The organism is Lentzea miocenica, assembly GCF_033949945.1.
Taxonomy (GTDB): Bacteria; Actinomycetota; Actinomycetes; order Mycobacteriales; family Pseudonocardiaceae; genus Lentzea; species Lentzea miocenica.
In genome coordinates, this window is the sequence record NZ_JAXAVW010000035.1 from 92,622 (window position 1) to 117,102 (window position 24,481).

The window sequence follows — 24,481 nt, forward strand, 5'->3', positions numbered from 1 at the left end:
GCGTGCGGTTGAAGCGGCAGGCTAGAACGTGCGCTGCACCCGGTCCGCCACGAGTTTCACGAACCGCGACGGGTCGGCGAGCTCGCCACCCTCCGCCAGCAGCGCCAGCCCGTAGACCAGCTCGGCGGTGTCCGCGAGCGACTCCCGTTCACCGTCCGCGAACGCCTTGTGCAGGCCCTCGACGAGCGGGTGCGACGGGTTGAGCTCCAGGATCCGTTTGATCTTCGGCAGCTCCTGCCCCATCGCCTTGTACATCTTCTCCAGCGTCGGAGTGATGTCGTGCGCGTCGCCCACCACGCACGCCGGCGAGGTCGTGAGACGCGTCGACAGCCGCACCTCCTTGACGTTCTCCTCAAGAGAGGAGCCCATCCACGAGAGCAGGTCGGCGAACTCCTCGGCCTTGGCCGCGGCTGCCGACTTCTCCTCGTCCGTCTCCAGGTCCACCTGCCCCTTGGCCACGGACTGGAGCGGCTTGCCGTCGAACGCGGGAACCGAGTCGACCCACATCTCGTCGATCGGGTCGGTCAGGATGAGAACCTCGAAGCCCTTGGCGCGCAACGCTTCCATGTGCGGCGAGTTCTCGACGGCCAGCCGCGAGTCGCCGGTCATGAAGTAGATGTGCTCCTGGCCGTCCTTCATCCGGCCCACGTACTCGGCGAGCGTCGTCAACGACTCCGTCGAGTGCGTCGAGGCGAACGAGCAGACCTCGAGGATCGCGTCGCGGTTGTCGTGATCGGAGAGCAGACCCTCCTTCAGCGCCGGGCCGACCTCGCCCCACAGCTTGGCGTAGTCCTCGGGACGCGACGACTGCAGCGACTTGATGGAGGACAGCACCTTCTTCACCAGGCGGCGGCGCATCAGCTGGATCTGGCGGTCCTGCTGCAGGATCTCGCGCGAGACGTTCAGCGAGAGGTCCGCCGCGTCGACGACGCCCTTCACGAAGCGCAGGTACTCCGGCATCAGCTCGGCGCAGTCGTCCATGATGAAGACGCGCTTCACGTAGAGCTGCACACCACGCTTGGCGTCCCGCATGAACAGGTCCAGCGGCGCCTGGGCCGGCAGGAACAGCAGCGCCTGGTACTCGAACGTGCCCTCCGCCTGCATGCGGATGGTCTCGAGCGGCGCGTTCCAGTCGTGGCTGATGTGCCGGTAGAACTCGGCGTACTCCTCCTCCGTCACCTCGGAGGCCGGGCGCGCCCACAACGCCTTGCGGGAGTTGATCTCCTCGCCGCCCAGCCGCACTGGCCAGGTGATGAAGTCCGAGTAGCGCTTGACGATCTCGCGGATCTTCGCCGGCTCGGTGTAGTCCGGCAGCCTGTCCTCGTCGTCGGACGGCTTGAGGTGCAACGTGACCGAGGTGCCCTGCGGCGCGTCCTCGACGTCGTCGATCGTGTACGTGCTCTCGCCCGACGACTCCCAGCGGACACCCTTCTCGGCGTGCGGGTACTTCGTCACCAGCGTGACCTTGTCCGCCACCATGAACGACGAGTAGAAGCCGATGCCGAACTGGCCGATCAGGTCCGACGTCGCCGCGGTACCACCTGACTGCTGTTCCTTGAGCTGCTTCAGGAACTCCGCGGTACCGGACTTCGCGATCGTGCCGATCAGCCGCACGACGTCCTCGCGCGTCATGCCGATGCCGTTGTCCCGCACCGTCAGCGTGTGCTCCGCGGGATCGGACTCGATCACGATGTGCAGGTCGTCGACGTCGACCTGCATGTCCTTGTCGCGGAACGACTCCAGCCGCAGCTTGTCCAGCGCGTCGGAGGCGTTGGAGACCAGCTCGCGCAGGAACGTGTCCTTGTTCGAGTAGATCGAGTGGATCATCAGCTGCAGCAGCTGACGCGCCTCGGACTGAAACTCAAGCGTTTCCATGAATCCCCACCGAAAACCGAAAACCGAACCAACAGCCGTAGAACTTAGCGACCCACGACTGTGAGAGCGCCTGGGACCGTGCGAACTGAGACGGGCAACGCCTCCTGGCGTTCGCCGTCGGCGTACGCGATCCAGCCGTTGCCACCGGACAACGACACCTCACGCGCGCGGAACGTCCGTACGGCCGGATGCTCCGTGTGCTTGCCCGTGCGCAACGTCGGAAGCATCCGCATCAGCATCGAACGGCTCCCGTGCTCCACGACCGTGACGTCGAACAGCCCGTCGTTGGCGTCGGCCTCGGGGCACACCGGGATGCCACCGCCGTAGTTCGGCGTGTTCCCCACGGCCACCAGAGTCGCGTCCAGCGAGAACGTCTCGGTCTCCGTCGTGACCAGCAGCGGTGCCGACTTCAACGACGCCAGCTCCGCCACGATCGCGAGGTCGTAGCGGCGTGGACCGGCGGGCCAGCGCATCGCGTTCGCCCGCTCGTTCACCGCGGAGTCGAACCCGGCGCACAGCACCGTCGCGAACCACTGCCCCGTCGACAACCGCCCCAGGTCCAGCGTCTTGCGGGAGCCGTGCACGACGTCCTCGACCGACCGGGACCCGATCGCGGCCGCCAGGTCGTTACCGGTACCCGCCGGGACGATGCCCAGCACCGTCGACGTGCCCGCGCAGGCCTGAACGCCCAGGTGAGCGGCCCCGTCGCCGCCGAGCACGACCAGCAGGTCGATCCCGTCGGCGACGGCCTCACGAGCCATCTTCAGCGTTCCGGCGGCGTCGTGCGCCACGAGCTGCGTCAACGACGAGACGTGCGGACGCAACGCCGCGGCCGTCGACCCGGCCATCCGGGCCGCCCTGCCCTTGCCCGACGCGGGGCAGACCAGTAAAGCCGCCCGCGTCACGTGGCGTCGTCGTAGTTCACGCGCTTCGCGGGTTCCGAAGCGATGGTCTTCTCACCAGGCATGTCACCGTCCGCGTCCGACGCCGTGTAGTCGAACGGCGCGGCCTCGTTGTCGTCGAGCGCGTCCCAGCCCTCGGCGGCACGCAGCTTCGCCTTGCGCTTGTCGTGGATCCGCGCGATCTGGATCGCCATCTCGAACAGCAGCGACAACGCGATCGCCAGCACGACCATCGAGACGGGGTCGGTGCCCGGCGTCGCGATCGCGGCGAACACGAACAGGCCCATCAGCAGGCCGCGCCGCCACTTCGCCAGCCGCGCGTACGAGATCACGCCCGCCCGGTTGAGCATCACCACGACCAGCGGTATCAGGAAGCTCACGCCGAAGATGAACAGCATCGTGATGACGAAGTTGATGTACTTGCTGCCGGTGAGCGCCGTGGTCCAGTTGCCGCTGCCGAAGCCGAGCAGCACCTTCAGGCCCTCGGGCACCACCAGGTAGGCGAGCACCGCGCCGGCCACGAACAGCAGCGCGCCCGCGCCGACGAACACCCGCGCGAAGTTGCGTTCCTTCGTGTACAGCCCTGGCGTGATGAACGCCCAGATCTGGTACAGCCACAGCGGGCTGAGCAGCACCGCGCCCGCCGCCGTGCCGACCTGCAGCTGCACGAGGAAGATCTCGAACGGCTCGGTCTGCAGCAGAGCGCAGCGGCCGTCCTTGGTGATGTCGGCCCGGTACGGCGCCAGGTCGTCCTGGCAGTACGGCCCCGTCAGGATGTCGCCCAGCGACGGGATCGGGCCGAGCCGCACCTGGAACCAGATGAAGCCGAAGATGGCACCGACGGCGATGACCAGCATCGCCATGCCGAGGCGGTACCGCAGCTCGTAGAGGTGCTCTTTGAGCGACATCGTGCCGTCGGCGTTACCCCGACGGCGCCTGCCGCGTTCCCGGCGCTCGGCCAACCACCGGAACGGACTTGCCACCTCGCTGACCGTCCTTACAAGTCTGCGACCAGAAGGTCAGTTAGTTGTTGGCGGCCTTGTTCTGCGTGGTCTGCTCGATGGGAGGCGCGACCTGCGGCTGCTGCGGCACCGGCGGCTGGGCCGGCGGGAGCTGCTGAACCGGCTGCTGGACGGGCTGCTGCGCGACGGGCTCGTCGTCCGTCGTGTTCGGGTCGCGCAGGCCCTTCGTCTCGGCCTTGAAGATCTTCGCCGACCGGCCGAGCGACCGGGCCATGTCAGGAAGCTTCTTCGCACCGAACAGCAGGATGATCACCACAGCGATGATGATCAGCTCGGTGGGTCCGAGGTTAGGCATTGCTGGTCCTCCTGTCTGCCCCGCGACGTCGATCGTACGCGGGGTTTGCCCTGGTGCGGGCCTGTTCCGAAGGCCGTCGCCGCGCGAGGGCCACCTTGAGCGCGGCGGTCCGCGCCTTCAGCAGTCCGACGCGGTCGCCGACCCTGTCCCCCACCAGAGTGCGGGTGCGGGCGAATCGACGCAAGGATCGGATGACTCGGATCGTGATGACGACCAGCACGATCAGGCCGAGCGCGATCAGCGCCAAGGTCGGTGTAGACGGCACGAACACACGTTATACGTCCTAGGTGGACAGCAGGTGATCTGCCCGGCGCAACGCCTCCCGCGCCTGCCGGACGACCTCGTCGGCGAGCTCCGCCGGCTGCTCTACGTGCACGTCCCCGCCCAGCCCGAGGAGCAGGCGGACCATCCAGGACGAGTCGTCGTAGCGCATGAGGACACGCGTGCGGCCGTCCGACAGCTCCGCCGCGTGGTCGACCGGGTAGTACTCCGCGACCCAGTGCGCGTCCGGCTCGAGAAGCAGCACGGCGATCTTCTGGTCATCCCGCGGTTGGAACAACCCCTCCGATGTATCGGTCAATTGAGCGTGCGGCGGAGGCGACGACGGCTCGTCGAGAACCTGCACCTCGTCGATGCGGTCGAGCCGGAACAACCGCACGCCGAGCGCCGAGCGGCACCACGCTTCGAGGTACCCGCGCCCCTCCAGGAGCAGCAGGCGCATCGGGTCGACCACACGGTCGCTCATCGCGTCGTGCGACTGCGAGTAGTAGCGGATGCGCACGGCCCGTTCGCGCTTCACGGCGTCCTGCACGGCGGCCCGGATCTCCGCGGTCTCCCCGCGCTCGAACGCGCCGAGCCCGACCACCATGCCCGCGGGCTGCGCCTTGCCAGCCATATTGATTCTGGCTGCCGACTCGATCTTGGCCAGCGCGCGCTGCACGGCGTCCGTGTCGACCACACCGGGCGTGTCCGCCAACGCTCTGAGGGCGACCAACAGCGACGCGGCCTCGGCCGCGGTGAGGCGCAGCGGCCGGTTCATGCCCGCGTCGAACGAGACGGTGATCGTCTCGCCCTCGAACGACAGGTCGATCAGGTCGCCAGGACCGTAGCCGGGCAGGCCGCACATCCACAGCAGCTCGAGATCCTTGCGCAGCTGCTTGGGCGTGATGCCGAAGTCGGCCGCGGCCTCCTTGACCGTGATGGCGGGCCGGTTGAGCAGGTACGGCACGAGTGCGAGCAGCCGCGGCAGCCGTTCGTTGGAGGCGGTCACCGCACAGTTCCCTTCACAAACCGAAGTGCACCCGTCACCGCGCTCCTTCCAAGGCACCCAAAAGACGGTCCCGCACCGATTTGGCCAGCACCTCGGGCTCCAGCACCACGACGTCGGGCCCGAACCCGGCCAGCCACTTGGCCGCCGAGTCGGGGAACTTCAGGTCGATCTCCACGACGTCGCCGCCGTCGCGTTCCTCGACGACCTTCGCGTGCCTGCGCAGCCCCTGCGCGCGCTCCTTGGCCACCCAGATCTTGGCGGGCGCGGTGTGGTGCGGATCCACCTCGGTGCGCGCGATGAGGCTCATCAGGTCGATGCCCTCAGGCACCTTGAACGCGCCGGGCTTGCCAACGGGCTTGACGGCGCCCACGACCCTGGAGAGCCGGAAGCAGCGGGTGTCCTCGCGCTCCTGGTCCCAGCCGACGAGGTACCACTTGCCGCGCCAGGCGACGACGCCCCACGGTTCGACCGTGCGTTGCTTCTGCCCGCCCGGCGGCGGCTTGCGGTAGTCGAACGCGACGACCTGCCCCGCCTGCACGGCCTGCAGCAGCGGCGGGAACGCGGGTTCGTTGGCGCGCACCTTGGGTTCCACGGCGGCCGGAGCGTCCTGGTCGACGTCCACCCCTGCGGCCCTGAGCTTGATCAACGCCCCGTGCACGGCACCCGTGAGCTGCGGCGAGTCCCAGAGCCGCGCGGCGAGCGCCACCGCGGCGGCCTCGTCGGGTTCGAGGTCGATGTCACCGAGCTCGTAGTCGCGCCGCGCGATGCGGTACCCGTCCTCCGCGCCCTCCGCGTTGGACTGCCGGCCGGTCTCCAGCGGTACGCCGAGATCCCGCAGCTCGGACTTGTCCCTTTCGAACATGCGGAAGAACGCCTCGTCCGTCGGCGCTTCGTGATAGCCCGGGACGATGGCGCGGATGCGCTCCGCTGTCAGGTACTGACGGGTCGACAGCAGGCACAGCACCAGGTTGACGAGGCGTTCGGCGCGTGCGATGGCCACGGACAAACCCTAACCCTGTGCGCTTGGAAAGCCTGACATCACCTGTTGTGAACGGTCCGTTCAGAGCAACGTGCGCAACTCCCTGACCAGCTCCACCGGCGCTTCCTCGGCCATGTGGTGTCCACAGTCGATGGCACGTACCTGCACGTCATCGGCCCATTCGGCCCACACGTCCGCGAGATTTTCATACAACTCGCCGAGGTCGTCCTTGGCCGCCCACAACGCCAGCACACGACACGCGATCTTCTTCTTCGCGCGCCGGTCCTCGTCGTCATGATGCCGGTCGACCTCCAGCCCCGCCCGGTAGTCGCCGCACATCGCGAGCACGGTCGCGGAGTCGTGGATGGCGCGCTGGAAGTCGGCCCAGTTCTCCACGCCCATCGCGAGCGGCGTGTCGTGGTAGCGCCCGCCGTAGAAGAGATCCGGGTCCTGGTTGATCATCGCGGCCGCGAGCTCCTGCTGCGCCAGGAAGAACCAGTGGTACCAGGACTGCGCGAACCGCGCGTCGCACCGTTGCAGATGCGCCCCGATCGGCAGCCCGTCCAGCACGGCGAGCTTGGTGACCCTGCCCGGATGGTCGAGCGCCAGCCGAATCGCCGCGGCCGCACCCCGGTCGTGCCCGACGACCGCGAACCGCTCGTGCCCGAGATCGCTCATCAGCCGCACGAAGTCGCGAGCCATGGCCCGTTTCGAGTAGTCACCGGGCTTGCTGGACTCGCCATAACCGCGCAGATCCGGACACACAACCGTGTGGTCCGTGGCGAGCAACGGCGCAACGCGGTGCCACGTCGTGTGAGTACGAGGATGGCCATGCAGGAGGAGGACCGGCGGCCCTGCACCACCGGTCCTCACTCGCAACACGGCCTCGCCGACGTCCCTGCGACGCAACGAGAATCCTTCGAACACTCGTACCGGCTACCCCTGCGCAGCGCGGCCGACACGTCCCTTTTCGCCGGCGGCCCAGCAGGTGTTACCAACGCAGTCCACAGTGTCGAAACTTCCCGTGTCCGCGACCTTCCAGGACTTGCCGTCCTTGCTGGTGTCCGTACCCGACGGTCCGACCGCGACCAGCCCGTTGCCCCGATAGGCGATCCCGGACCGGTACCCGACCGGCGCCTGCTTCCCTGCCTTCCACCCGCGCCCGTCGTTGGTGGCGAACGCCGGCGTCGGATCAGTCGGCTTCAGGTAGTCACCACCGATCGCCACACCCCGCCACGGCGTCTTGAACGCCACCGCGAACACCCCAGCCGCCTCCCCACTCGGCAACGGCGTGTCCGACGCCTTCCACGACCGCCCACCATCCCGCGACTCCAACACCCGTGCCTTCGCGCCGCCGCCGGTCGCGATCCACGCGTGGTTGCCACTGGTAGTCACACACTGCCCACTCGCGGCGAACGCGAACTCACCCGGCAACGCGTCCGGCATGCCCTTCGTGTCGTTGACGTGCCACGACCGACCGCCGTCCCACGTCCTGAGCACCCGGAACTTGCCGTCGACAGGATCACTCAACGCCAGCCCGCGAAACCTGTCGAAGAACGCCACACAGTCGTAGAACGCCTTCGGATCGGTGTTGCGGAACGACTCCTGCCAACTCTTACCGCCGTCCGACGTGCGGTAGATCCGCGACGACTCGCCCTCCCCGATCGACAACGCCACCGCGTTGCGCGCGTCGAACGCCTCGATGTCGCGGAACTCCAACGCCTCCGTGCCGGGCGGCCCGACCGAGTCCCACGACCTGCCGCCGTTCGTGGTGCGCAGAACGGTGCCCTTCGAGCCGCTGACCCACGCGACGTGCCCGGACACGGCGGACAGGCCTCTGAGGCGCGCGTCGGTGCCGGTCGGTTTGAGCTCCCAGTAGGAGTCGGCCGAGGCGGAAGCCACGCCGGGTAGAACCAGAAAAGCAGCGAGTGCCGCCGCAATGATCCTCATGCGGACACTCTCGTAGAGCCGACGACCGCTTCCTAGCCCCGATCGGCGGTCGGCTCGACCGGTCGTCGCGGACGAAGATCTCCTCATGCCCGACAGCGACCAGGAGCCGCCCATCAGCGCCAGCCAGCCGGACAGGTCGTTCGCTGACATGACGAAGCCCCATCCGTGGTCACAAGGCGCGATCGAGCACGAAGGGTGGGACCGTCTCAAGCCCGCCCAGCGGACGGAGGAGGCGCGGAACTCCACCGCCGCGATCGTGCAGCAACTGGCAGCTGGCTGGGAGAAGGTTCGTCCGCTGCTCGACGAGGACCCGTGGTTCGACCGCACGTTCGCTGAGCGCTTCGCGGAGAGGGTTAGGTGGGTGATCGACCTGGTTCTACCGGGTGAGGAGCTCGAGCTGACCGCGGCCGAGGTGGCGCTGCTGGTCGCGTTCCCCCACCTGCACCAGGCGTTCTGGGCGCAAGAAGCCGAGAAGGTGTTGCGGCATGGACTGGATCCGGCGGTCGGAGCGTTCCGCAAGGCCGAAGGAACGACGGACTTCAGCTCGTTCGCCGCCGAGCACGGCACCCTGCACCGCAGGGGCGCGCGGGCGGGCAACACCGACGCCGCCGCTGGCATCGGGTGGTGGCTGTTCCACCGATGGCTCGTGCAGCGCTCAGACTGCTACCACACGGACAACATCGCCGCGTTGCTCCCGGCCGAGCTGCCATCGCCGCTGAACTCCGTGTTCAGCCCCGCACGGCTCATGGAGCTGCTGCGAGTCGTGCAGATCGACTCCGCGTTCCTGCGCCGTGCCGACCGCACCACGAAGCTCAAGCCCGTGGTACGCGTCGCGGGCGGCACCGCACGGCAGCAGACCGTCCGCGAGCAGCTCATCGGCTATCTGCTGGTCTTCGCGCACCGCACGGCGATCGATCCGACCATGTTGTCTCGTGTGGTCGTCAACCACGTCGGCATCCGCGACGGACTGGTTCCAGAGGAGGCGCTCGCGTCGATCATGGCGGTGGAGTGGAACGGAAACCGGACTCTCACGTTGTGCACCAGCTGCGGTCATCCCGCGACCGCGCTGGCGTTGCGTGCTCAGGCCGCGATGGTGGACTCGGTGCTCACCGAGATCGTGGAAGTCGTGGAGGAGGAATCGGTCTGGCTCGCGCCCCTCAAGGCCATGCCGGTGCACGCCGCGGCGGACGGCGTGGTGCTGGCGGCGGGTGCGGAGCACGGTCTACCGCCCTCCGCGCTGGGACACCGGTTCAGGCTGGCGGAAGACCGGATCCAGGAGCTGCTCATGGGTGAGCAGCTGTACGGGACTCCAGAGCTCGCGATCCGCGAGCTGTACCAGAACGCGCTCGATGCCTGTCGCTATCGGGACGCCAGAACGGCCTATCTGACGAAGACAATTGGCACACCGTCGTCGTGGAGCGGCCGCATCAGCTTCCGACAGGGTGCCGACGATCATGGACGCAAGTTCGTCGAGTGCGCCGACAACGGCATCGGTATGGGCGATCGCGAGCTGGTCGACGTGTTCTCCCGCGCGGGAGTCAGGTTCGCCGACATGCCGGAGTACGTCGAAGAACAGGCCGACTGGGCCGAGGAGGGCATCGAGTCGTTCCCCAACAGCCGCTTCGGCATCGGCGTGCTGAGCTACTTCATGCTGGCGGACGAGATCACCGTGACGACCTGCCGGCTCGACCGCGAGGGCAACCCAGGCCGCCGACTCGAAGTGCACATAGCCGGTCCTGGCGCACTGTTCCGCGTGCGCGACCTCGGTGAGGGCGTCGAGGCGGGCACGGTGGTGCGGCTGTGGCTGCGGCAGACGGACACTCCTCTGCACTGCACGGAACTGCTGCGGCGCATCCTCTGGCTCAGCGACTACGAGGTCACCTCGGACGACATGAGCGGGCGGCAGACCTGGGATCCTCACCAGCTGTCCACGATGGCGCCTGTCGGTTCGGACGCGCTGGCGGACGACGCTCGCAGAACGGCCAGCCGGGTCGTGCCCACGCGCGACGGCAAGGTGTGGTGGTGCAACACGAACGGAGCCGTCCTCGCTGACGGCATCTGGGCAGGTACGGGCCTCTTCGGCGCGGTCGTCAACCTCGCGCGTCACGACATGCCCAGGCTCACCATCGACCGCAAGTCGATCATCGACATCGACCACGCGCGGGTGGAGGAGCTGATGCGGGCCGCCATCCCGGCACTGCTGGAGGCCGAGCGTTCACCGCTGTCGCACCGGTGGCTGTCCGCTCTCGCCGATGACATGCCACGGCTCGCCGACGAGATCTGCGAACACGCTGTCGACGCCAGGTACCAGCCCTGGCTGGTCGCCGGCAGCGAGATGCCGATCGAGGTCGTCGGGTGCTTCCCGTTCGACGAATACGTGCTCTTGGGCGGCGGAGTGATTCCTCCGACGTGGAGCGACCACATCGGGGCCTGGAGGCTTGAGGCCTGGCTCCAGGCGAATCCGCGGCCTGGATCACCGAACGCGGCGAGATCGGTGATCCCGGCACGTCCGTCGGACCAGATCCTCCTCACGAGCGGCTCCATCCCGAGCTCGGAGTCCCTTCGCGACTGGTTGCCCGACACCGCGTCAGTGGACACCGGACACCTGATCTCGGCGGCGCTCCGGGCGCAACGCTCACCGGCCGAGGTCGCCGCACGGCTCACAGCGCTCGGCTACACGGTGCCAGTGGAACTGCCCTCGCACGCCAGAGCCGCAGATCTCCAGCTGCTCGGCTTGCTCCAGCCGGGCAAGCCGCCGTGGCTGAGTCCACATGTGCGGGTCTCGCACCAGCACGTGCTCCTGGCAGCGATCAACGCAGGCTTCTCCCCTCGTGCCGCGGCGGAGCGACTGACCGAGCTCGGCTACAGCGTTCTGGCCCCGGCGCAACTGCCCTCTGAGATGTACCCGGCCGATCGAGCGCTGATCCAGGCAGATCGGCCGCCTCGCGTGTTGCGGATCGAGGAGCCGGTTCCGGTCCCGTACGTCCTGATCGCCGCCGCCCGCACCAACCGGACACCCGCCGAAGTGGCAGGCCGCCTCGCCGAACTCGGGTACCGCGTCCCGGACCTGGGAGAACTGCCGGACCAGAGCGATGGTGGCGACGAGTTCGTCCTCACCGCGCACACCAAGTGGCCAGCGCGCCTCTACGTGGAAAGTCCAGTTCCATCGCTGCACATCACGCTCGCCGCGATCAAGTCGGACCGGTCACCTGCGGAGGTCGCCGCGCGCCTCGCCGAACTGGGGTTCGAGGTGCCCCCTGGCGATGTGACACCCGACCAGATCACTCAGTCCGACCTGGTCCTGACCAAGGTGCAGACGCTCGACGGACTTCGGTCCGACGGGTTGCACGTCCAGGACGTGGTCGCGATGGGTCATGTGTTGTCAGCGGCTTTGAAGACCGGGCAGCCGCCGAGCCAGGTCGGGCGGCGGCTCGTCGAACTCGGCTACACGCCGCCGCCGCTAGACCTGATACCTGACGAGGTGGAAGAAGACGACCTCGTACTGGTGAGCACCGCGATCGGATCCGACAAGGGGCATGGCTACAGCGACCCCCGCAACGTTTGGCTGTCCGCGGGTGCGGAAGTGTCCTTCCAGCACATCATGATCGCGGCGGCCAGAACCCGCAGGTCGCCGCGCGACGTCGCACGCAGGCTCGACCTGTTCGGCTTCACCACACCACCGGAGGGCGTGCCCGACCTCGACGCAGGGCCCGACGACCTGGTGCTGCTCAGCAGCGCCCTCGACAAAAGGCCCCCCTGGCTGACGGACGACCATCCGGCCTTGAGGCGAACCGGCGTCGTGCTACCGCTCGGTCATGTGCTCGCCGCGGCGAGCTTGCTCGGCCGTCCCCCGGAAGAGGTGGCCGCACGGCTGAAGGCGTTGGGGCTTCGCAGCGAGACAGCGGAGCTTCCCTCCGCTGTCGATCCGCTCGACGGAAGACTGCTCGGCAGGGCGGTCGATCTCGGCAGCTGGCAGATCTCCCGGCCGGCCGAATTCCTGTGGCTCGGCAAGAGCACTCCGGCTGACCGGTTGCACCTGCTCATCTGCGCGGAGCGAACCGGGCTGGCACCAGCCGAAGCCGCCCGTCGCTTGACCGCACTCGGCATTCCGGTCCAGGACGCCGTTGACCTGCCCATCTCGGTCGACAAGATCGATCTCGCATTGCTGAGCAACTCGCCCGGCGTTCGCGAACCGTTCAGGAGCGTCGACTCGAAGTTTCCTCGTGGTCAGGTGATGTCCGCGGCGTTCCGGACGCGGACATCACCTGGCGAGGTGCTCGAGCGCGTGCGAAAGCTCGGCTTCGCACTCGACTAAAGCGACGAGATGAGCCTTTCGACGCGCTCGTCCACCGCCCGGAACGGGTCCTTGCACAGCACGGTCCGCTGCGCCTGGTCGTTCAGCTTCAGGTGCACCCAGTCGACGGTGAAGTCGCGACCGGCGGCCTGCGCGGCGGCGATGAAGTCACCGCGCAGCTTGGCCCGCGTGGTCTGCGGCGGGGTGTCCTTGGCGGCCTCAATCTCGCCGTCGTCGGTCACCCGCTCGACCTGGCCCTTGCGCTGCAGCAGGTCGAACACGCCGCGGCCGCGGCGGATGTCGTGGTAGGCGAGGTCGAGCTGGGCGATGCGCGGGTTGGACAGGTCCATGTTGTGCTTGGCCATGTACCGCTCCATCAGGCGGTTCTTGATGGCCCAGTCGATCTCGCGGTCGATCTTCGTGAGGTCCTGGGACTCCACGGCGTCCAGCGTGCGGCCCCACAGTTCGAGGACGCGCTCCGCCATCGGGTCCGGCGAGCGCTTGGCCGTGTGCTCGACGGCCTTCTCGAAGTACTCGCGCTGGATGTCGAGCGCGGACGCTTCCTTGCCGCCGGCCAGGCGCACCGTGCGGCGGCCGGTCAGGTCGTGGGAGATCTCGCGGATGGCGCGGATCGGGTTGTCCAGGGAGAAGTCGCGGAACTGGACGCCCTGCTCGATCATCTCCAGCACGAGGTTCGCGCTGCCCACCTTGAGCAGCGTGGTCACCTCGGACATGTTCGAGTCGCCGACGATGACGTGCAGGCGCCGGTAGCGCTCGGCGTCGGCGTGCGGCTCGTCGCGGGTGTTGATGATCGGGCGGGACCGGGTGGTCGCGGACGACACGCCCTCCCAGATGTGCTCTGCGCGCTGCGAGAGGCAGTACACGGCGCCGCGCGGGGTCTGCAGCACCTTGCCGGCGCCGCAGATCAGCTGGCGGGTGACCAGGAACGGCAGCAGCACGTCCGCGATGCGCGAGAACTCGCCGGCCCGTGCGACCAGGTAGTTCTCGTGGCAGCCGTAGGAGTTGCCCGCCGAGTCGGTGTTGTTCTTGAACAGGAAGATGTCCCCGCCGATGCCCTCGTCGGCGAGCCTGCGCTCGGCGTCGACCAGGAGGTCCTCGAGGATCCGCTCGCCCGCCTTGTCGTGCGTGACGAGCTGGGCCAGGTCGTCGCACTCGGCCGTGGCGTACTCCGGGTGCGAGCCGACGTCGAGGTAGAGCCGGGAGCCGTTGCGCAAGAACACGTTGGAAGAACGTCCCCACGAGACGACGCGGCGGAACAAGTACCGCGCGACCTCGTCCGGGGACAGACGACGCTGCCCGTGGAAGGTGCAGGTCACCCCGAATTCTGTCTCAATGCCGAAGATCCGCCGCTGCATGCCTCAACAGTAGGCGACTCGCAGGCGGAGCAGGGTGATCCGTTCGGGCGGCACGCCGGTTGCGGTTTAGTGTCGGAGGGGTGTGGAAACGGGTCAGCGCTCTCGACAAGAAGCTCATGAGCTCGTCTGCCGGACTGCCTCCGAGCAGGCTCGACAGGGGTTTCAAGAGACTTTCCAAGGCCGCTAACCACAGCGTGCTGTGGTTCGTCATAGCGGCGATTCTGGCCACCCGGAAAGGCCCGTTCCGGCGTGGTGCGATGCGAGGTCTCGCGGCCATCGCCGGGGCCTCTGCCAGCGCGAACCTCGTCGGCAAGTCACTTTTCCCGCGACGGCGACCCGCCGCGGATCTGCTCGCGGTCGAGCGGCGTCTGTCCAAACGGCCGACGTCGTCGTCATTCCCGTCCGGTCACTCCGCGTCAGCGGCCGCTTTCGCCACGGCGGTGGCCATGGAATCCCCCAAAGCGGCCGCGGTGGTGGCGCCGATCGCGGCCGCTGTCGCCTATTCACGCGTTCACACGGGCGTTCATTGGCCGACCGACGTCGCGGCCGGCGCGGCGGCGGGTGTCGGTGCCGCGTTGCTTACGCGCCGCTGGTGGCCGCTCGGGTTGAACGAGCCCGCCTCGGCCTACGAACACGCCGACCTGACGTCGTTGCAGGAGGGCGACGGGCTGGTCGTGGTGGTGAACCCGTACTCGGGGATCGGGCCGGATCCGACGCCGCAGATCGCAGAGGAGTGGCCGAAGGCGCAGATCGTCTCGGTCGAGGAGCTCTCCGACCTGCCGGACGCGAAGGCGCTGGGGGTGGCCGGCGGTGACGGGACCGTGGCCGCCGTGGCAGCCATAGCCGTCGAGCGCGACCTACCGCTGGTGCTCATCCCCTCCGGCACGTTGAACCACTTCGCGCGTGACGTCGGCATCACCGGTCTGCACGACACGGCACAGGCGGTCGCGGACGGCGTGGGCGTCCGGGTGGACATAGCGCAGGTCAACGACCAGTGGTTCATCAACACCGCGTCCCTCGGCGGCTACCCGGACATGGTGCGGATCCGCGAGAAGCTGGAGAAGCGCTGGGGCAAGTGGCCGGCGGCGGCGATGGCGCTGTTCCGGGTGCTGCAACGGGCCAAGCCGCTGAAGATGACCATCGACGGCGACAAGCACCTCGTGTGGCTGCTGTTCGTGGGCAACGGGCCGTACCGGCCGAAGGGCTTCGCGCCGACGATGCGCCCGCGGCTCGACGACGGGCTGCTCGACGTGCGGTTCGTGCGGGCGGACCGGCAGTTCTCGCGGACCAGGTTCTTCCTGGGCGCCCTGCTCGGAGCCTTAGAGCACTCGCGCATGTACAAGCACTTCGAAGTGGCTTCGTTGAACGTCGAGGTCCACGGCGCCCCCATCTCGATCGCGACGGACGGCGAGGTGCGCGAGCGGGGCAACCACTTCAAGTTCCGTTCGCGTGCGGCCGGCCTGGGCATCTACCGCCCGTAACAGCACTGGCGCCGGGCTCGACGACGTGGTCACGTAGTTGGACGAGCTCCAAGCGGCGGGGGGACCTGATGAGCCATGCACCGCATCGAGGCACCGGTCAGCCCGAGTCCTCGATACGCGATGCGGTGCACGGTCTCATCGACATCTCCGACCTGCACACCCCCGGTCCGCCGATCATCGCCCAGTTGATCCAGTCACGGGCGATCCAGAGATTGCGCCGGATCAAACAGCTCGGCTTCGCCTCCCAAAGCTATGTCGCGGCGGACCACAGCCGTTACGCGCACGCCCTCGGCACCATGCACGTGATGCGAAACCTGTTGAAACAGGTAGGCGGTGCTCATTCGGCATTCAGAACGAGCTTGCTGAAACAATACGAAGAGGCGTACAAACCCACCAAACCGGTCACCGCGGAATTCGTCTATCAGCACGTGCTGGTAGCTGCGCTCCTACAGGACATCGGCGAACTGCCGTACCAGAACGCGACCGAAGGATACTTCGTCCCCGACGAGGATCTCCGGGCATGGGTGAGCGGCAAGATCGACCAAGACGTCTCGCTCTGGCCGCCGAAGCCGGTCTTCAACCTGGGGTGCGTGCTCGACACGGACCTCCAGACAATTCTCGCACCGCTCAACATCGACTTCATCGCGTTCCTCATCTCCGCCGAGAGCTGGACCGACCCTGCCTGGAAACCGAGGTTCCTGCCGTTTCGCCACATGCTCGACGGCGAGATCGACGCTGACCGGATCGACTACGTGCACCGGGACGCCCATCACACAGTCGGCGTTCTCAGCACCTCACAGGACGTCATCTCGGCAATCCTCTCGTACGACGACAGTGGTCCGATCTGTTCCGACCCGGCCCCGTTGGGAAATTTCCTCGCCACTCGTGCACACTTGTACTCGATCGTCTACTTCTCACCACAGAACAGATTTCGCGTGATGCTGCTCAGGAGCATTCTCGACGGCGTCCGAAAGCTACCAGAGACATTTCACCACTCATCGGTCCTCGCCACCAAGAAGGTAACGCTCGAGTCCTTTCTCGAACTCGACGACGTGCTGCTGGAGGCTGAGATCAACGGCTTCAAGACCAGCCAGTCCAAGACACGCCTGGACAAGAGGACGTCCATCGCACTGAGCGAGTTCACCACCGCTTCCAGCGCATACGCGCACTGCTGGCTACGGGAGAGCAACGAGCCGGACACTGCGGACAGCGCCACGATACCCATCCCGAACGAGATCTTCTTCGAAGCGTTCGAGGAAAGCACACCGAGACCGAGCGGCATCCGGTTCGAGACCATCGCACCGACCGGGGAACCCGAACTCGCCGCGATCAACGACATGAACGGACCGTACTTCGAGGTGGCCCGCAGTCCTCGCGTGACGATGCCCATCCTGGGCGACGTGCTGATGTTCTACCCTCAGCACGACCGCGGCCGGGACTTCGCCGCCATCAAGGAGGCCTACCGCGCGCGAAGCCTCAGGTCCGCGCTCCTCGCGAAGATACGAAACGAATGGGGAGGAATCCCGGTCGACACCCGCAGTTCGCGCGGATTCACCGGGCCATCGATTTTTGTCTCATACTGTGTGGACGACACCGCCCACGTACAACGGATAGTAAAAGAACTGCACAACGCACGCCGCCGCTACTACGTGATCCTGGAGCCGAACCAGGGCATCGGCGGAACCACCGCGCAGAACAGCATCGACGGCGTGCTGCAGACGGACTGCTGCATCATCATCGCTTCCCGCGCCTACCAGGGACGCTGTTCCAACCAGCTCAACGGCAACATAATGCACGAAATCAGGACGATGCACGACCGAAGAATTCCCGATCCAGGTGCGTATCCGGTTGTGCCGGTGTCGATCCACCCCCACCACGAGGTCGCAAACATCCCCTGGTCACTGCTCGGGATGAACTCACCGCCCTTCACCGGAACGGTTCTCGAGAACGCGTCGGACAGCCAGCTCCGCGCGACCGTGACAGCGGCGGTCACAGCGTTGGACCGGCACGCTTCACAGCAATCGAAGGGTTCGGCCGTCAATGACTAGAATCGCCCTGACAGGGTTGCCGGGGGCGGGCAAAGGCACGTTCACCCAGTCCGCTCAGCGCTGGGCGGCCCATCGCGGCCACGAGATCGAGACGATCACGCTGGCCACCCCGCTGTACCGCGCGCAGGCCGCTGTCTACCAGATCGCCGGCAGGCCGCTCGACGACGAAAGCGTTCAGGACGGCGAACTGCTGAACTTCCTCGGCTCGCACCTGCGCAAGATCAACCCGTCGGTTCTGGAAGAGCACTTCCTGCTGGAGCTGAAGAGAATCAGCTCGCGCCATCCACACACGGGCAGAACTCTCGTCGTGTGCACAGATGCCCGGCCCGCCGACTTCGGCTACCTCAGGCAGGAACTCTTCCAACTGGTCATGATCGACGTGGATCCGGCGACGTCGGCGAGGCGGAGAGTTCTGCGCGGCGACCTGACCCTGGGCGCGACGAACCACACCACCGAGACCGGATTCCGGGCTTCCGACGCGGATCTGGTCATCGACAACAACGGGACACTGGAGGCTTTCGACTCCGCGGTCTGGGACCTCCTGGACGGTATGCCGGCATGATTCTCACCAGGAGTGCCATCGCCAAGGCGGTCGAGGCGGGAGAGATCACGATCACCCCGTTCGACGCGGGCCGGCTGAACCCGAACAGCTACAACTACTCCCTCGGCGAGGAGATCCGCTTCACCACTCAGAAGACTCTGGACGCGAAAGCCAACGCACCCTGGCTGACAACTGGCATCCCCGACGAGGGATACCTGCTGCGACCCGGACGCCTCTACCTCGCCACCACCGCCGAAGTGATCGGCAGCACCACCTTCGTGACCAGCCTGATCGGCCGGTCGTCGATGGGCAGGCTCGGGCTCTTCGTCCAGGTCACGGCCGACCTCGGGCATCAGGGAGCGATCCACCGGTGGACCCTTGAACTCACGGTTGTCCAGCCGTTGCGCGTCTACGCCGGAATGCGGCTGGGCCAGGTCAGTTTCTGGCGAACCTCAGGAACCGTGACTGCGTACGGTGGCGCGTACGGCGATGCCATGGCGCCGATGCCTGCTCTCCCGACGAGTTTGACCTGAACACCCATCGGCTCACGAGGTCACAGTGATACTTACCGGCAGCGAGATCGCCCGTCAGGTGGGGCTGGGCAGGATCGAGATCGATCCGTTCCACGAAGACCAGGTCAACCCGAACAGCTACGACTTCCGGCTGGGTTTCGAACTGCTCGTCTACCAGGACCTCGAACTCGACGCCCGGCTGCCCAACAAGGTCGACACGATCACCATCGGCGAGTCGGGCTTCACAATGGCACCGGATCGCGTCTACCTCGGATCCACGGTGGAGCGGATGGGCAGCGATCACTACGTGCCCATCATCCGGGGGAAGTCCTCACTCGGACGACTCGGCCTGTTCGTGAACATGACGGCCGACTTGATCGACATCGGTTCGCACAACAACTGGACGCTGCAGTTCCACGCGGTGCAGCCCCTGGTGGTTTACCCCGGCATGCGGATCGGCCAGGTCACCTTCTGGGTGCCGGAGGGCGAGATCGAGCTCTACGACGGCAAGTACCAGGGTGCGACCGGCCCGCGCAGCTCCGAGTCGTTCCGGGACTTCGAGGCCCAGGCTTGATTGTTCGACATTGTCGAACGTTCGCAGCTAGAGTGCCTGTTGTGCCCGGACCTATTCAGTCCATTCAGCGCGCGGCCGAGGTGCTCAAGCTGCTCGCCCACGGCGGCGCGCACCAGCTGAGCGTCGGCGAGATCGCCCGTGCCCTCGACCTGGCGAAACCGACGGTGCACGGCATTCTGCGGACGCTGCAGGAGGTCGGCTTCGTCGAGCAGGAGGTCGAGGGCGGCAAGTACCGGCTGGGCGCCGCGTTGTTCCAGATCGGCACGAGTTACCTGGACGGCAACGAGCTGCGCGCCAAGGCGTTGAACTGGTCGGACACGTTGGCCATGCGTGCACGTGAGGCGGTGCGCATCGGGGTGATGCACGGCAAGCACGTGCTCGTCGTGCATCACGTGTTCCGGCCGGACAACAGCCGGCAGACGCTGGACACCGGCGCGCTCCTGCCGTGGCACGCGACGGCTCTCGGCAAGGCGCTGGTCGCGTTCGGCGAGTGGCCCGACAGCGACCTGCAGCGGTTCACCCGGCACACGCTCGACGCCGACGGGCTGCAGGCCGCGATGGACGAGGTCCGCGACCGCGACTGGGCCTACGACCTGCACGAACTCGTGGAGGGCGAGGCTTCGGTCGCCGCCCCGATCCGGGACAAACGCGGCGTGGTCGTGGGCGCGGTCGGCGTCTCGGGGCCGGTCGAGCGGCTGTGCGAGTCACCCGATCAGCCGCCGCGGCTCGAACTCGTGTCCTACGTACGTGAGGCAGCTCGCAGCGTCTCGAGGGAGCTGGGCGGGCTCTCCTGGTAGTAGTGTGGAATCGTTCGACATTGTCGAATGGTCCGCACAAAGGAGTGTGCACGGTGAGCTACATCGCGGCGATCGACCAGGGCACGACGTCGTCCCGGTGCATCGTGTTCGACCAGACCGGCGGGATCGTGTCGGTCGCACAGCGCGAGCACCGGCAGATCTTCCCCAAGCCGGGCTGGGTGGAGCACGACGCGACCGAGATCTGGGCGAACGTGCGGGCCGTCGTGCGCGACGCCCTCGCACACGCCTCACTGACCTACGCCGACATCGCCGCGTTCGGCATCACGAACCAGCGCGAGACAACGGTCGTGTGGGACAAAGCGACCGGCGAGCCCGTGCACAACGCGATCGTCTGGCAGGACACGCGCACCGACGCGTTGATCAACCAGCTCGGTGACCAGGACCGGTTCCGCGAACGCTCGGGCCTGCCCCTCGCGACCTACTTCTCCGGCCCGAAGCTCCGGTGGCTGCTGGACAACGTCGACGGGCTGCGCGAGCGGGCCGAACGCGGCGAGGTCCTGTTCGGCACCATGGACACCTGGCTGATCTGGAACCTGACCGGCCGCCACGTCACCGACGTGACGAACGCGTCGCGCACCATGCTGATGAACCTGGAGACCCTCGACTGGGACCCCGAGCTGGTGTCCGCGATGGACGTCCCCCGAGCGATGCTCCCCGAGATCCGGTCCTCCTCCGAGGTGTACGGCTCGCACGAGGGCGTCCCGGTCGCGTCGGCGCTGGGTGACCAGCAGGCCGCGCTGTTCGGGCAGACCTGCTTCGCACCGGGCGAGGGCAAGTGCACGTACGGCACGGGCGCGTTCCTGCTGATCAACACGGGCGACAAGCCCGTGCACTCGCAGAACGGCCTGCTGACCACCGTGGGCTACAAGATCGGCGACCAACCCGCCGCGTACGCGCTGGAAGGCGCCGTCGCGGTGACGGGCGCGCTGGTGCAGTGGTTCCGCGACAAGGTCGGCCTGATCTCGTCGGCCGCGGAGATCGAGACGCTCGCACGGACCGTGGAGGACAACGGCGGTGCGTACTTCGTGCCCGCGTTCTCCGGACTCTTCGCACCGCACTGGCGAAGTGACGCGCGTGGCGTGATCGCCGGACTGACGGGCTACATCTCGCGCGGACACCTCGCACGGGCCGTGCTGGAGGCCTCGGCGTGGCAGACCCGCGAGGTCGTGGACGCGATGAACGCCGACTCCGGTGTGGACCTCACGACGTTGCGGGTCGACGGCGGTATGACGGCGAACAACCTGCTCATGCAGTTCCTCTCGGACGTCCTGGACGTGCCGGTGGTGCGCCCGATCGTCGCGGAGACGACGTGCCTCGGCGCGGCGTACGCGGCCGGTCTGGCGGTGGGCTACTGGCCGGACACCGACGCCCTGAAAGCGAACTGGCACAAGGCGGCCGAATGGGAGCCGTCGATGGAACCGGCGGCGCGAGCACGCGGCTACCGGAAGTGGAAGAAGGCGGTCGAGCGGACCGTCGGGTGGATGGACGAGGACGATGACTGACCTGAACCAGCGGGCACGCGCCCGTGAAGAGCTTCAGCACGGCGAGTTCGACGTCGTCGTGATCGGCGGCGGCATCCTGGGCATCGCGACCACGTGGGCCGCGGCGCGGTCGGGGCTGCGGGTCGCACTGGTGGAGAGCGGTGACTTCGCGGGCGCCACCTCGTCCGCGTCGTCGAAGCTGGTCCACGGCGGCCTGCGCTACCTCGCGATGGGCCCGTCTGCCGTGCCGATGGTGCACGAGAACCACAAGGAACGCCGCGCGCTGGGCGACCACCTCGCTCCGCACCTGGTGCGCCCGCTGCCGTTCCTCGTCCCCGTCTACAAGGGCGGCCCGCACAGCCGGTTCGTGCTGGGCGCGGGCGTCACGTTGTACTCCGCGCTGTCGGGCTTCGGCGACGGCATGGGGAAGGTGCTGTCGGCGCGCAGGGCTGTGGAGTGGGTGCCTGACCTGCGCGCCGACGGTCTGCGCGGTGCCGCGATGTACTACGACCACCAGATGAACGACAGCCGCGTGGCGATCACCGCCGCGCGCGCCGCCGCCGAGGCCGGCGCCGTGCTGCTCAACCACATCTCGGTCGTGGGCCTGCGCAAGACCGGCGCGAAGGTGACCGGCGTCGACCTGCGCGACTCCCTGGGCGAGTTCGGCGTGAACGCCAAAGTCGTCGTCAACGCGACCGGCCCGTGGCTCGACGTGCTGCGGCGCATGGAGGATCCCGCCGCGGACCCGTCGATCCGCCTGTCGAAGGGCTCGCACCTGGTGATGCGGACGTCGTCGGAGTGGAAGGCCGCGCTGACCATCCCCGTTGACGACGTGCGCGTGTCGTTCGCGATCCCGTGGGAGGGCCACCTCCTCCTCGGCACCACTGACGAGGCGTACGAGGGCGACCCGGCCGCGGTGTCGTGCACCGACGCTGACGTCGACCAGATCATGTCCGAGGCGGGCGTCGCCGTCACCGGGCTCGACAAGAAGAACCTCGCCTACACGTTCGCCGGCCTGCGAGTGCTGCCCGGCGGCCCCGGCGACACCTCGCACGCCAAACGCGAGACCGTGATCACCGCGGGTTCCGGCGGCATGATCAGCGTGGCCGGTGGCAAGTGGACGACGTTCCGCAAGATCGGCGCCACCGTCCTGGCGCGGGTGAACTCCGAGCTCGGCCGCACGTTCGACGGCCCGCTGGACGGCGTCGCGCTGCCCGGCTCCGCCCAGCCCGACACCGTGGGTTCCGTGCTCGGTCACGCCTGGAGCGCCCTGCCCGACGACGTGGTGCGTCACCTGGCCACGCACTACGGCACGACGTCGCACGAGGTCGTCGCCCTCGGCCTGGACAACCCGGCGCTGCTGGAGCGCGTCCACCCGGACGGCCCGGACATCTGGGCGCAGGTCGAGCACGCCCGCCGCACCGAGTGGGCGTCCGAAGTGGACGACGTGCTGCGCCGCCGCACCACCGTGATGGTCCGCGGCCTCGACTCGCCCGAGGTGCGCACGAGGGTGTCGGAGCTGCTCGCTTCCTGAGGCAACGAGCTGGATCACTGACGCGTGTCATCCCCTTGGCGCACAACCGTGCTGAAGGGGATGACATGGCGATCAGAGGGTGAAAGCAGCCGCGGCGAGCTTGGCGGTCATAGGTCTGGGCCTCGGACAACTGCCGGCGAGCGCCGCACCGGCGTGGGCCGAATCTCGTCGGCGGCGTCAACCGGATCAGGAACGACATCCGCGACTAACACGCCATCCCGAGTTCGACCAGGTACTCGGCCAGTTCGGACTCCGAGTGGAACGCGCTGCGCAACGCCAGCGTTCCGTCGCAACCCAGTACGACCTCCTCCCGTGACACCGAGCGGTGTTCGAGACGGAGCCCTTCCAGATAGGCGTCGATGATCTGCTCCCGGATCGGGGGCAGGTCGTCGACCGCCATCCGCCCCGCCTGCGCCAGCCCGACGAGGAGCTGCGCCAGGTCGGTGCCCACCGGCGACGGGCACTGCCAGGTCACGTCGATCACCACGAACGACTCCGGGTCGTCGGCGGGGACCAGCAGGTTCTGCGGGCACGCGTCGTTGTGCCCGATCGCCTGCGGCAAGGCTTCGAGCCTCGCCAACAGGTCCGGTGTCCGGTCGGCCAGCCGCGAGCAGTCCGGACGCAGGAAGGCGTCTCTGACCAGCCGTCCCTCGTACAGCACCCGCAACGCCCTGCCCGGCGCGCCACCGAACCTGCGCCCGGCCCACCGGCCGAGCCCCAGCGCGGCCCGCCGGAACCGCGGCGGGTCCCACTCCACGTCCGCGCAGCGCACGTCCTCGAGCCACAGCGCGATCCGGTCGCCGAGGTCGTCCACCCGCACCACCCGCGGCCGCCGGAAACCGGGCGGCAGCGCGAAGTCCGACAACAGGAACTCCGCTTCGTCGCGCCACGGGAAGTCGCCGACCACGTCGGCCAGCTCCGCCGGGAGGTCCGGCCGGCGCAGGACCTTCACGAACACCGACGAGCGCGCGGACACCACCCGGTAGACCGCCGCCGTCGTCACGGCGACCGGCCGGAAGTCCACCGGGACCACGCGGGTCAGCGGTAGGGATCGGTGATCTCGCCGAGCATCTCCAGCGCCTCGCGCAGCTGCGTCATGCGGCGCTTGCCGATGTGCTGTTCCCATTCCTCCTCCATCCTGGCCATCTCCTCGTTCGCGATGGGCACCGCGGCCATCGCCTTCCGCGTCACGCGCACCAGCCGCGCCCTGCCGTCGGACGGGTCGGGGACCCGTTCCAGGTAGCCGGCCTGCTCCAGCTGGTCCACCAGAAACCCGGCGGTCTGCTTCGTCACCTGGGCCGCCTCCGCGAGCTCGGTGAGCCGCGAACCCTGCGGGCCGACACGCATGAGCACCCGCGCCTGCGCCTGCGTCACCTCGAAGCCCGCGTTGACGACGGCGGCCAGCATGCGGTTCTCCACGTAGCGGTTCGGAATGAAGAGCAGCAGACCGATGTTCACTCTCGCGCCCCTTGTTTTAGTCAGATCCTCTGATTAAAGTAGTCAGTCTCTCGAACTAAAATAAGAGGAGG

Annotated in this window: 21 protein-coding genes; 9 read left to right on the plus strand and 12 right to left on the minus strand. The window is 67.7% G+C overall.

Features of this window, described 5'->3' with window-relative positions:
* Positions 1-21: 21 nt before the first annotated feature.
* The 9 genes from htpG to SK803_RS35300 form a co-directional block, all read right to left on the minus strand.
* Positions 22-1,875, minus strand: coding sequence for a molecular chaperone HtpG (htpG, locus tag SK803_RS35260; RefSeq protein WP_319970521.1), 1,854 nt, complete (start codon positions 1,873-1,875; stop codon positions 22-24).
* A 44-nt stretch (positions 1,876-1,919) separates the two neighbouring features.
* Positions 1,920-2,780 (minus strand): diacylglycerol/lipid kinase family protein, encoded by an 861-nt coding sequence (locus SK803_RS35265; protein ID WP_319970522.1) that lies wholly within the window; start codon positions 2,778-2,780, stop codon positions 1,920-1,922.
* Entirely contained in the window at positions 2,777-3,685 is a 909-nt protein-coding gene (gene tatC / locus SK803_RS35270) for a twin-arginine translocase subunit TatC (protein WP_319970547.1), read from the minus strand. Before tatC ends, SK803_RS35265 begins: the two co-directional genes overlap by 4 nt.
* A 115-nt stretch (positions 3,686-3,800) precedes the next feature.
* The gene (gene tatA / locus SK803_RS35275) at positions 3,801-4,094 is read right to left on the minus strand and encodes a Sec-independent protein translocase subunit TatA (protein WP_319970523.1); all 294 of its coding nucleotides are present in this window, start codon (positions 4,092-4,094) and stop codon (positions 3,801-3,803) included.
* Positions 4,087-4,359, minus strand: coding sequence for a bacteriophage holin (locus SK803_RS35280; RefSeq protein WP_319970524.1), 273 nt, complete (start codon positions 4,357-4,359; stop codon positions 4,087-4,089). The genes tatA and SK803_RS35280 overlap by 8 nt, the downstream gene beginning before the upstream one ends.
* Before the next feature lie 18 nt (positions 4,360-4,377).
* Positions 4,378-5,364: a helix-turn-helix transcriptional regulator gene (locus tag SK803_RS35285; RefSeq protein WP_319970525.1), complete on the minus strand. Its 987-nt coding sequence runs from the start codon at positions 5,362-5,364 to the stop codon at positions 4,378-4,380.
* Positions 5,365-5,398: 34 nt separating this feature from the next.
* On the minus strand, positions 5,399-6,364 hold the full coding sequence (locus SK803_RS35290) for a helix-turn-helix transcriptional regulator (RefSeq protein ID WP_319970526.1): 966 nt from the start codon (positions 6,362-6,364) through the stop codon (positions 5,399-5,401).
* A gap of 60 nt (positions 6,365-6,424) precedes the next feature.
* Positions 6,425-7,270 (minus strand): alpha/beta fold hydrolase, encoded by an 846-nt coding sequence (locus SK803_RS35295; RefSeq protein ID WP_319970527.1) that lies wholly within the window; start codon positions 7,268-7,270, stop codon positions 6,425-6,427.
* A 9-nt stretch (positions 7,271-7,279) separates the two neighbouring features.
* The gene (locus SK803_RS35300; RefSeq protein WP_319970528.1) at positions 7,280-8,293 is read right to left on the minus strand and encodes a WD40/YVTN/BNR-like repeat-containing protein; all 1,014 of its coding nucleotides are present in this window, start codon (positions 8,291-8,293) and stop codon (positions 7,280-7,282) included.
* Between the two features lie 85 nt (positions 8,294-8,378).
* On the opposite strand from SK803_RS35300, the gene SK803_RS35305 reads away from it, so the two are divergent.
* Entirely contained in the window at positions 8,379-12,608 is a 4,230-nt protein-coding gene (locus SK803_RS35305; RefSeq protein WP_319970529.1) for a wHTH domain-containing protein, read from the plus strand.
* Here the strand turns inward: SK803_RS35305 and pafA are convergent.
* Positions 12,605-13,963: a Pup--protein ligase gene (gene pafA / locus SK803_RS35310; RefSeq protein ID WP_319970530.1), complete on the minus strand. Its 1,359-nt coding sequence runs from the start codon at positions 13,961-13,963 to the stop codon at positions 12,605-12,607. The genes SK803_RS35305 and pafA overlap by 4 nt on opposite strands.
* A gap of 116 nt (positions 13,964-14,079) precedes the next feature.
* Here pafA and SK803_RS35315 point away from each other — a divergent pair, with 116 nt between their 5' ends.
* From SK803_RS35315 to SK803_RS35350, 8 genes are all read left to right on the plus strand, one after another.
* Positions 14,080-15,444, plus strand: a complete 1,365-nt coding sequence (locus SK803_RS35315) for a bifunctional phosphatase PAP2/diacylglycerol kinase family protein (RefSeq protein ID WP_319970548.1) — start codon at positions 14,080-14,082, stop codon at positions 15,442-15,444.
* Positions 15,445-15,512: 68 nt separating this feature from the next.
* Positions 15,513-17,492 (plus strand): TIR domain-containing protein, encoded by a 1,980-nt coding sequence (locus SK803_RS35320; protein ID WP_319970531.1) that lies wholly within the window; start codon positions 15,513-15,515, stop codon positions 17,490-17,492.
* Positions 17,485-18,054, plus strand: coding sequence for a hypothetical protein (locus tag SK803_RS35325; protein ID WP_319970532.1), 570 nt, complete (start codon positions 17,485-17,487; stop codon positions 18,052-18,054). The genes SK803_RS35320 and SK803_RS35325 overlap by 8 nt, the downstream gene beginning before the upstream one ends.
* On the plus strand, positions 18,051-18,566 hold the full coding sequence (locus tag SK803_RS35330; RefSeq protein WP_319970533.1) for a dCTP deaminase: 516 nt from the start codon (positions 18,051-18,053) through the stop codon (positions 18,564-18,566). The genes SK803_RS35325 and SK803_RS35330 overlap by 4 nt, the downstream gene beginning before the upstream one ends.
* A 25-nt stretch (positions 18,567-18,591) precedes the next feature.
* Positions 18,592-19,119 (plus strand): dCTP deaminase, encoded by a 528-nt coding sequence (dcd, locus tag SK803_RS35335; RefSeq protein WP_319970534.1) that lies wholly within the window; start codon positions 18,592-18,594, stop codon positions 19,117-19,119.
* A gap of 41 nt (positions 19,120-19,160) precedes the next feature.
* On the plus strand, positions 19,161-19,916 hold the full coding sequence (locus tag SK803_RS35340) for an IclR family transcriptional regulator (protein WP_319970535.1): 756 nt from the start codon (positions 19,161-19,163) through the stop codon (positions 19,914-19,916).
* A 44-nt stretch (positions 19,917-19,960) separates the two neighbouring features.
* Entirely contained in the window at positions 19,961-21,439 is a 1,479-nt protein-coding gene (gene glpK / locus SK803_RS35345; protein ID WP_406601629.1) for a glycerol kinase GlpK, read from the plus strand.
* Positions 21,432-22,952, plus strand: a complete 1,521-nt coding sequence (locus tag SK803_RS35350) for a glycerol-3-phosphate dehydrogenase/oxidase (RefSeq protein ID WP_319970537.1) — start codon at positions 21,432-21,434, stop codon at positions 22,950-22,952. The genes glpK and SK803_RS35350 overlap by 8 nt, the downstream gene beginning before the upstream one ends.
* A gap of 205 nt (positions 22,953-23,157) precedes the next feature.
* On the opposite strand, the gene SK803_RS35355 is transcribed toward SK803_RS35350, so the two are convergent.
* Positions 23,158-23,985 (minus strand): aminoglycoside phosphotransferase family protein, encoded by an 828-nt coding sequence (locus SK803_RS35355; RefSeq protein WP_319970538.1) that lies wholly within the window; start codon positions 23,983-23,985, stop codon positions 23,158-23,160.
* Positions 23,986-23,990: 5 nt separating this feature from the next.
* Positions 23,991-24,410 (minus strand): MarR family winged helix-turn-helix transcriptional regulator, encoded by a 420-nt coding sequence (locus SK803_RS35360; protein ID WP_319970539.1) that lies wholly within the window; start codon positions 24,408-24,410, stop codon positions 23,991-23,993.
* Positions 24,411-24,481 lie beyond the last annotated feature (71 nt).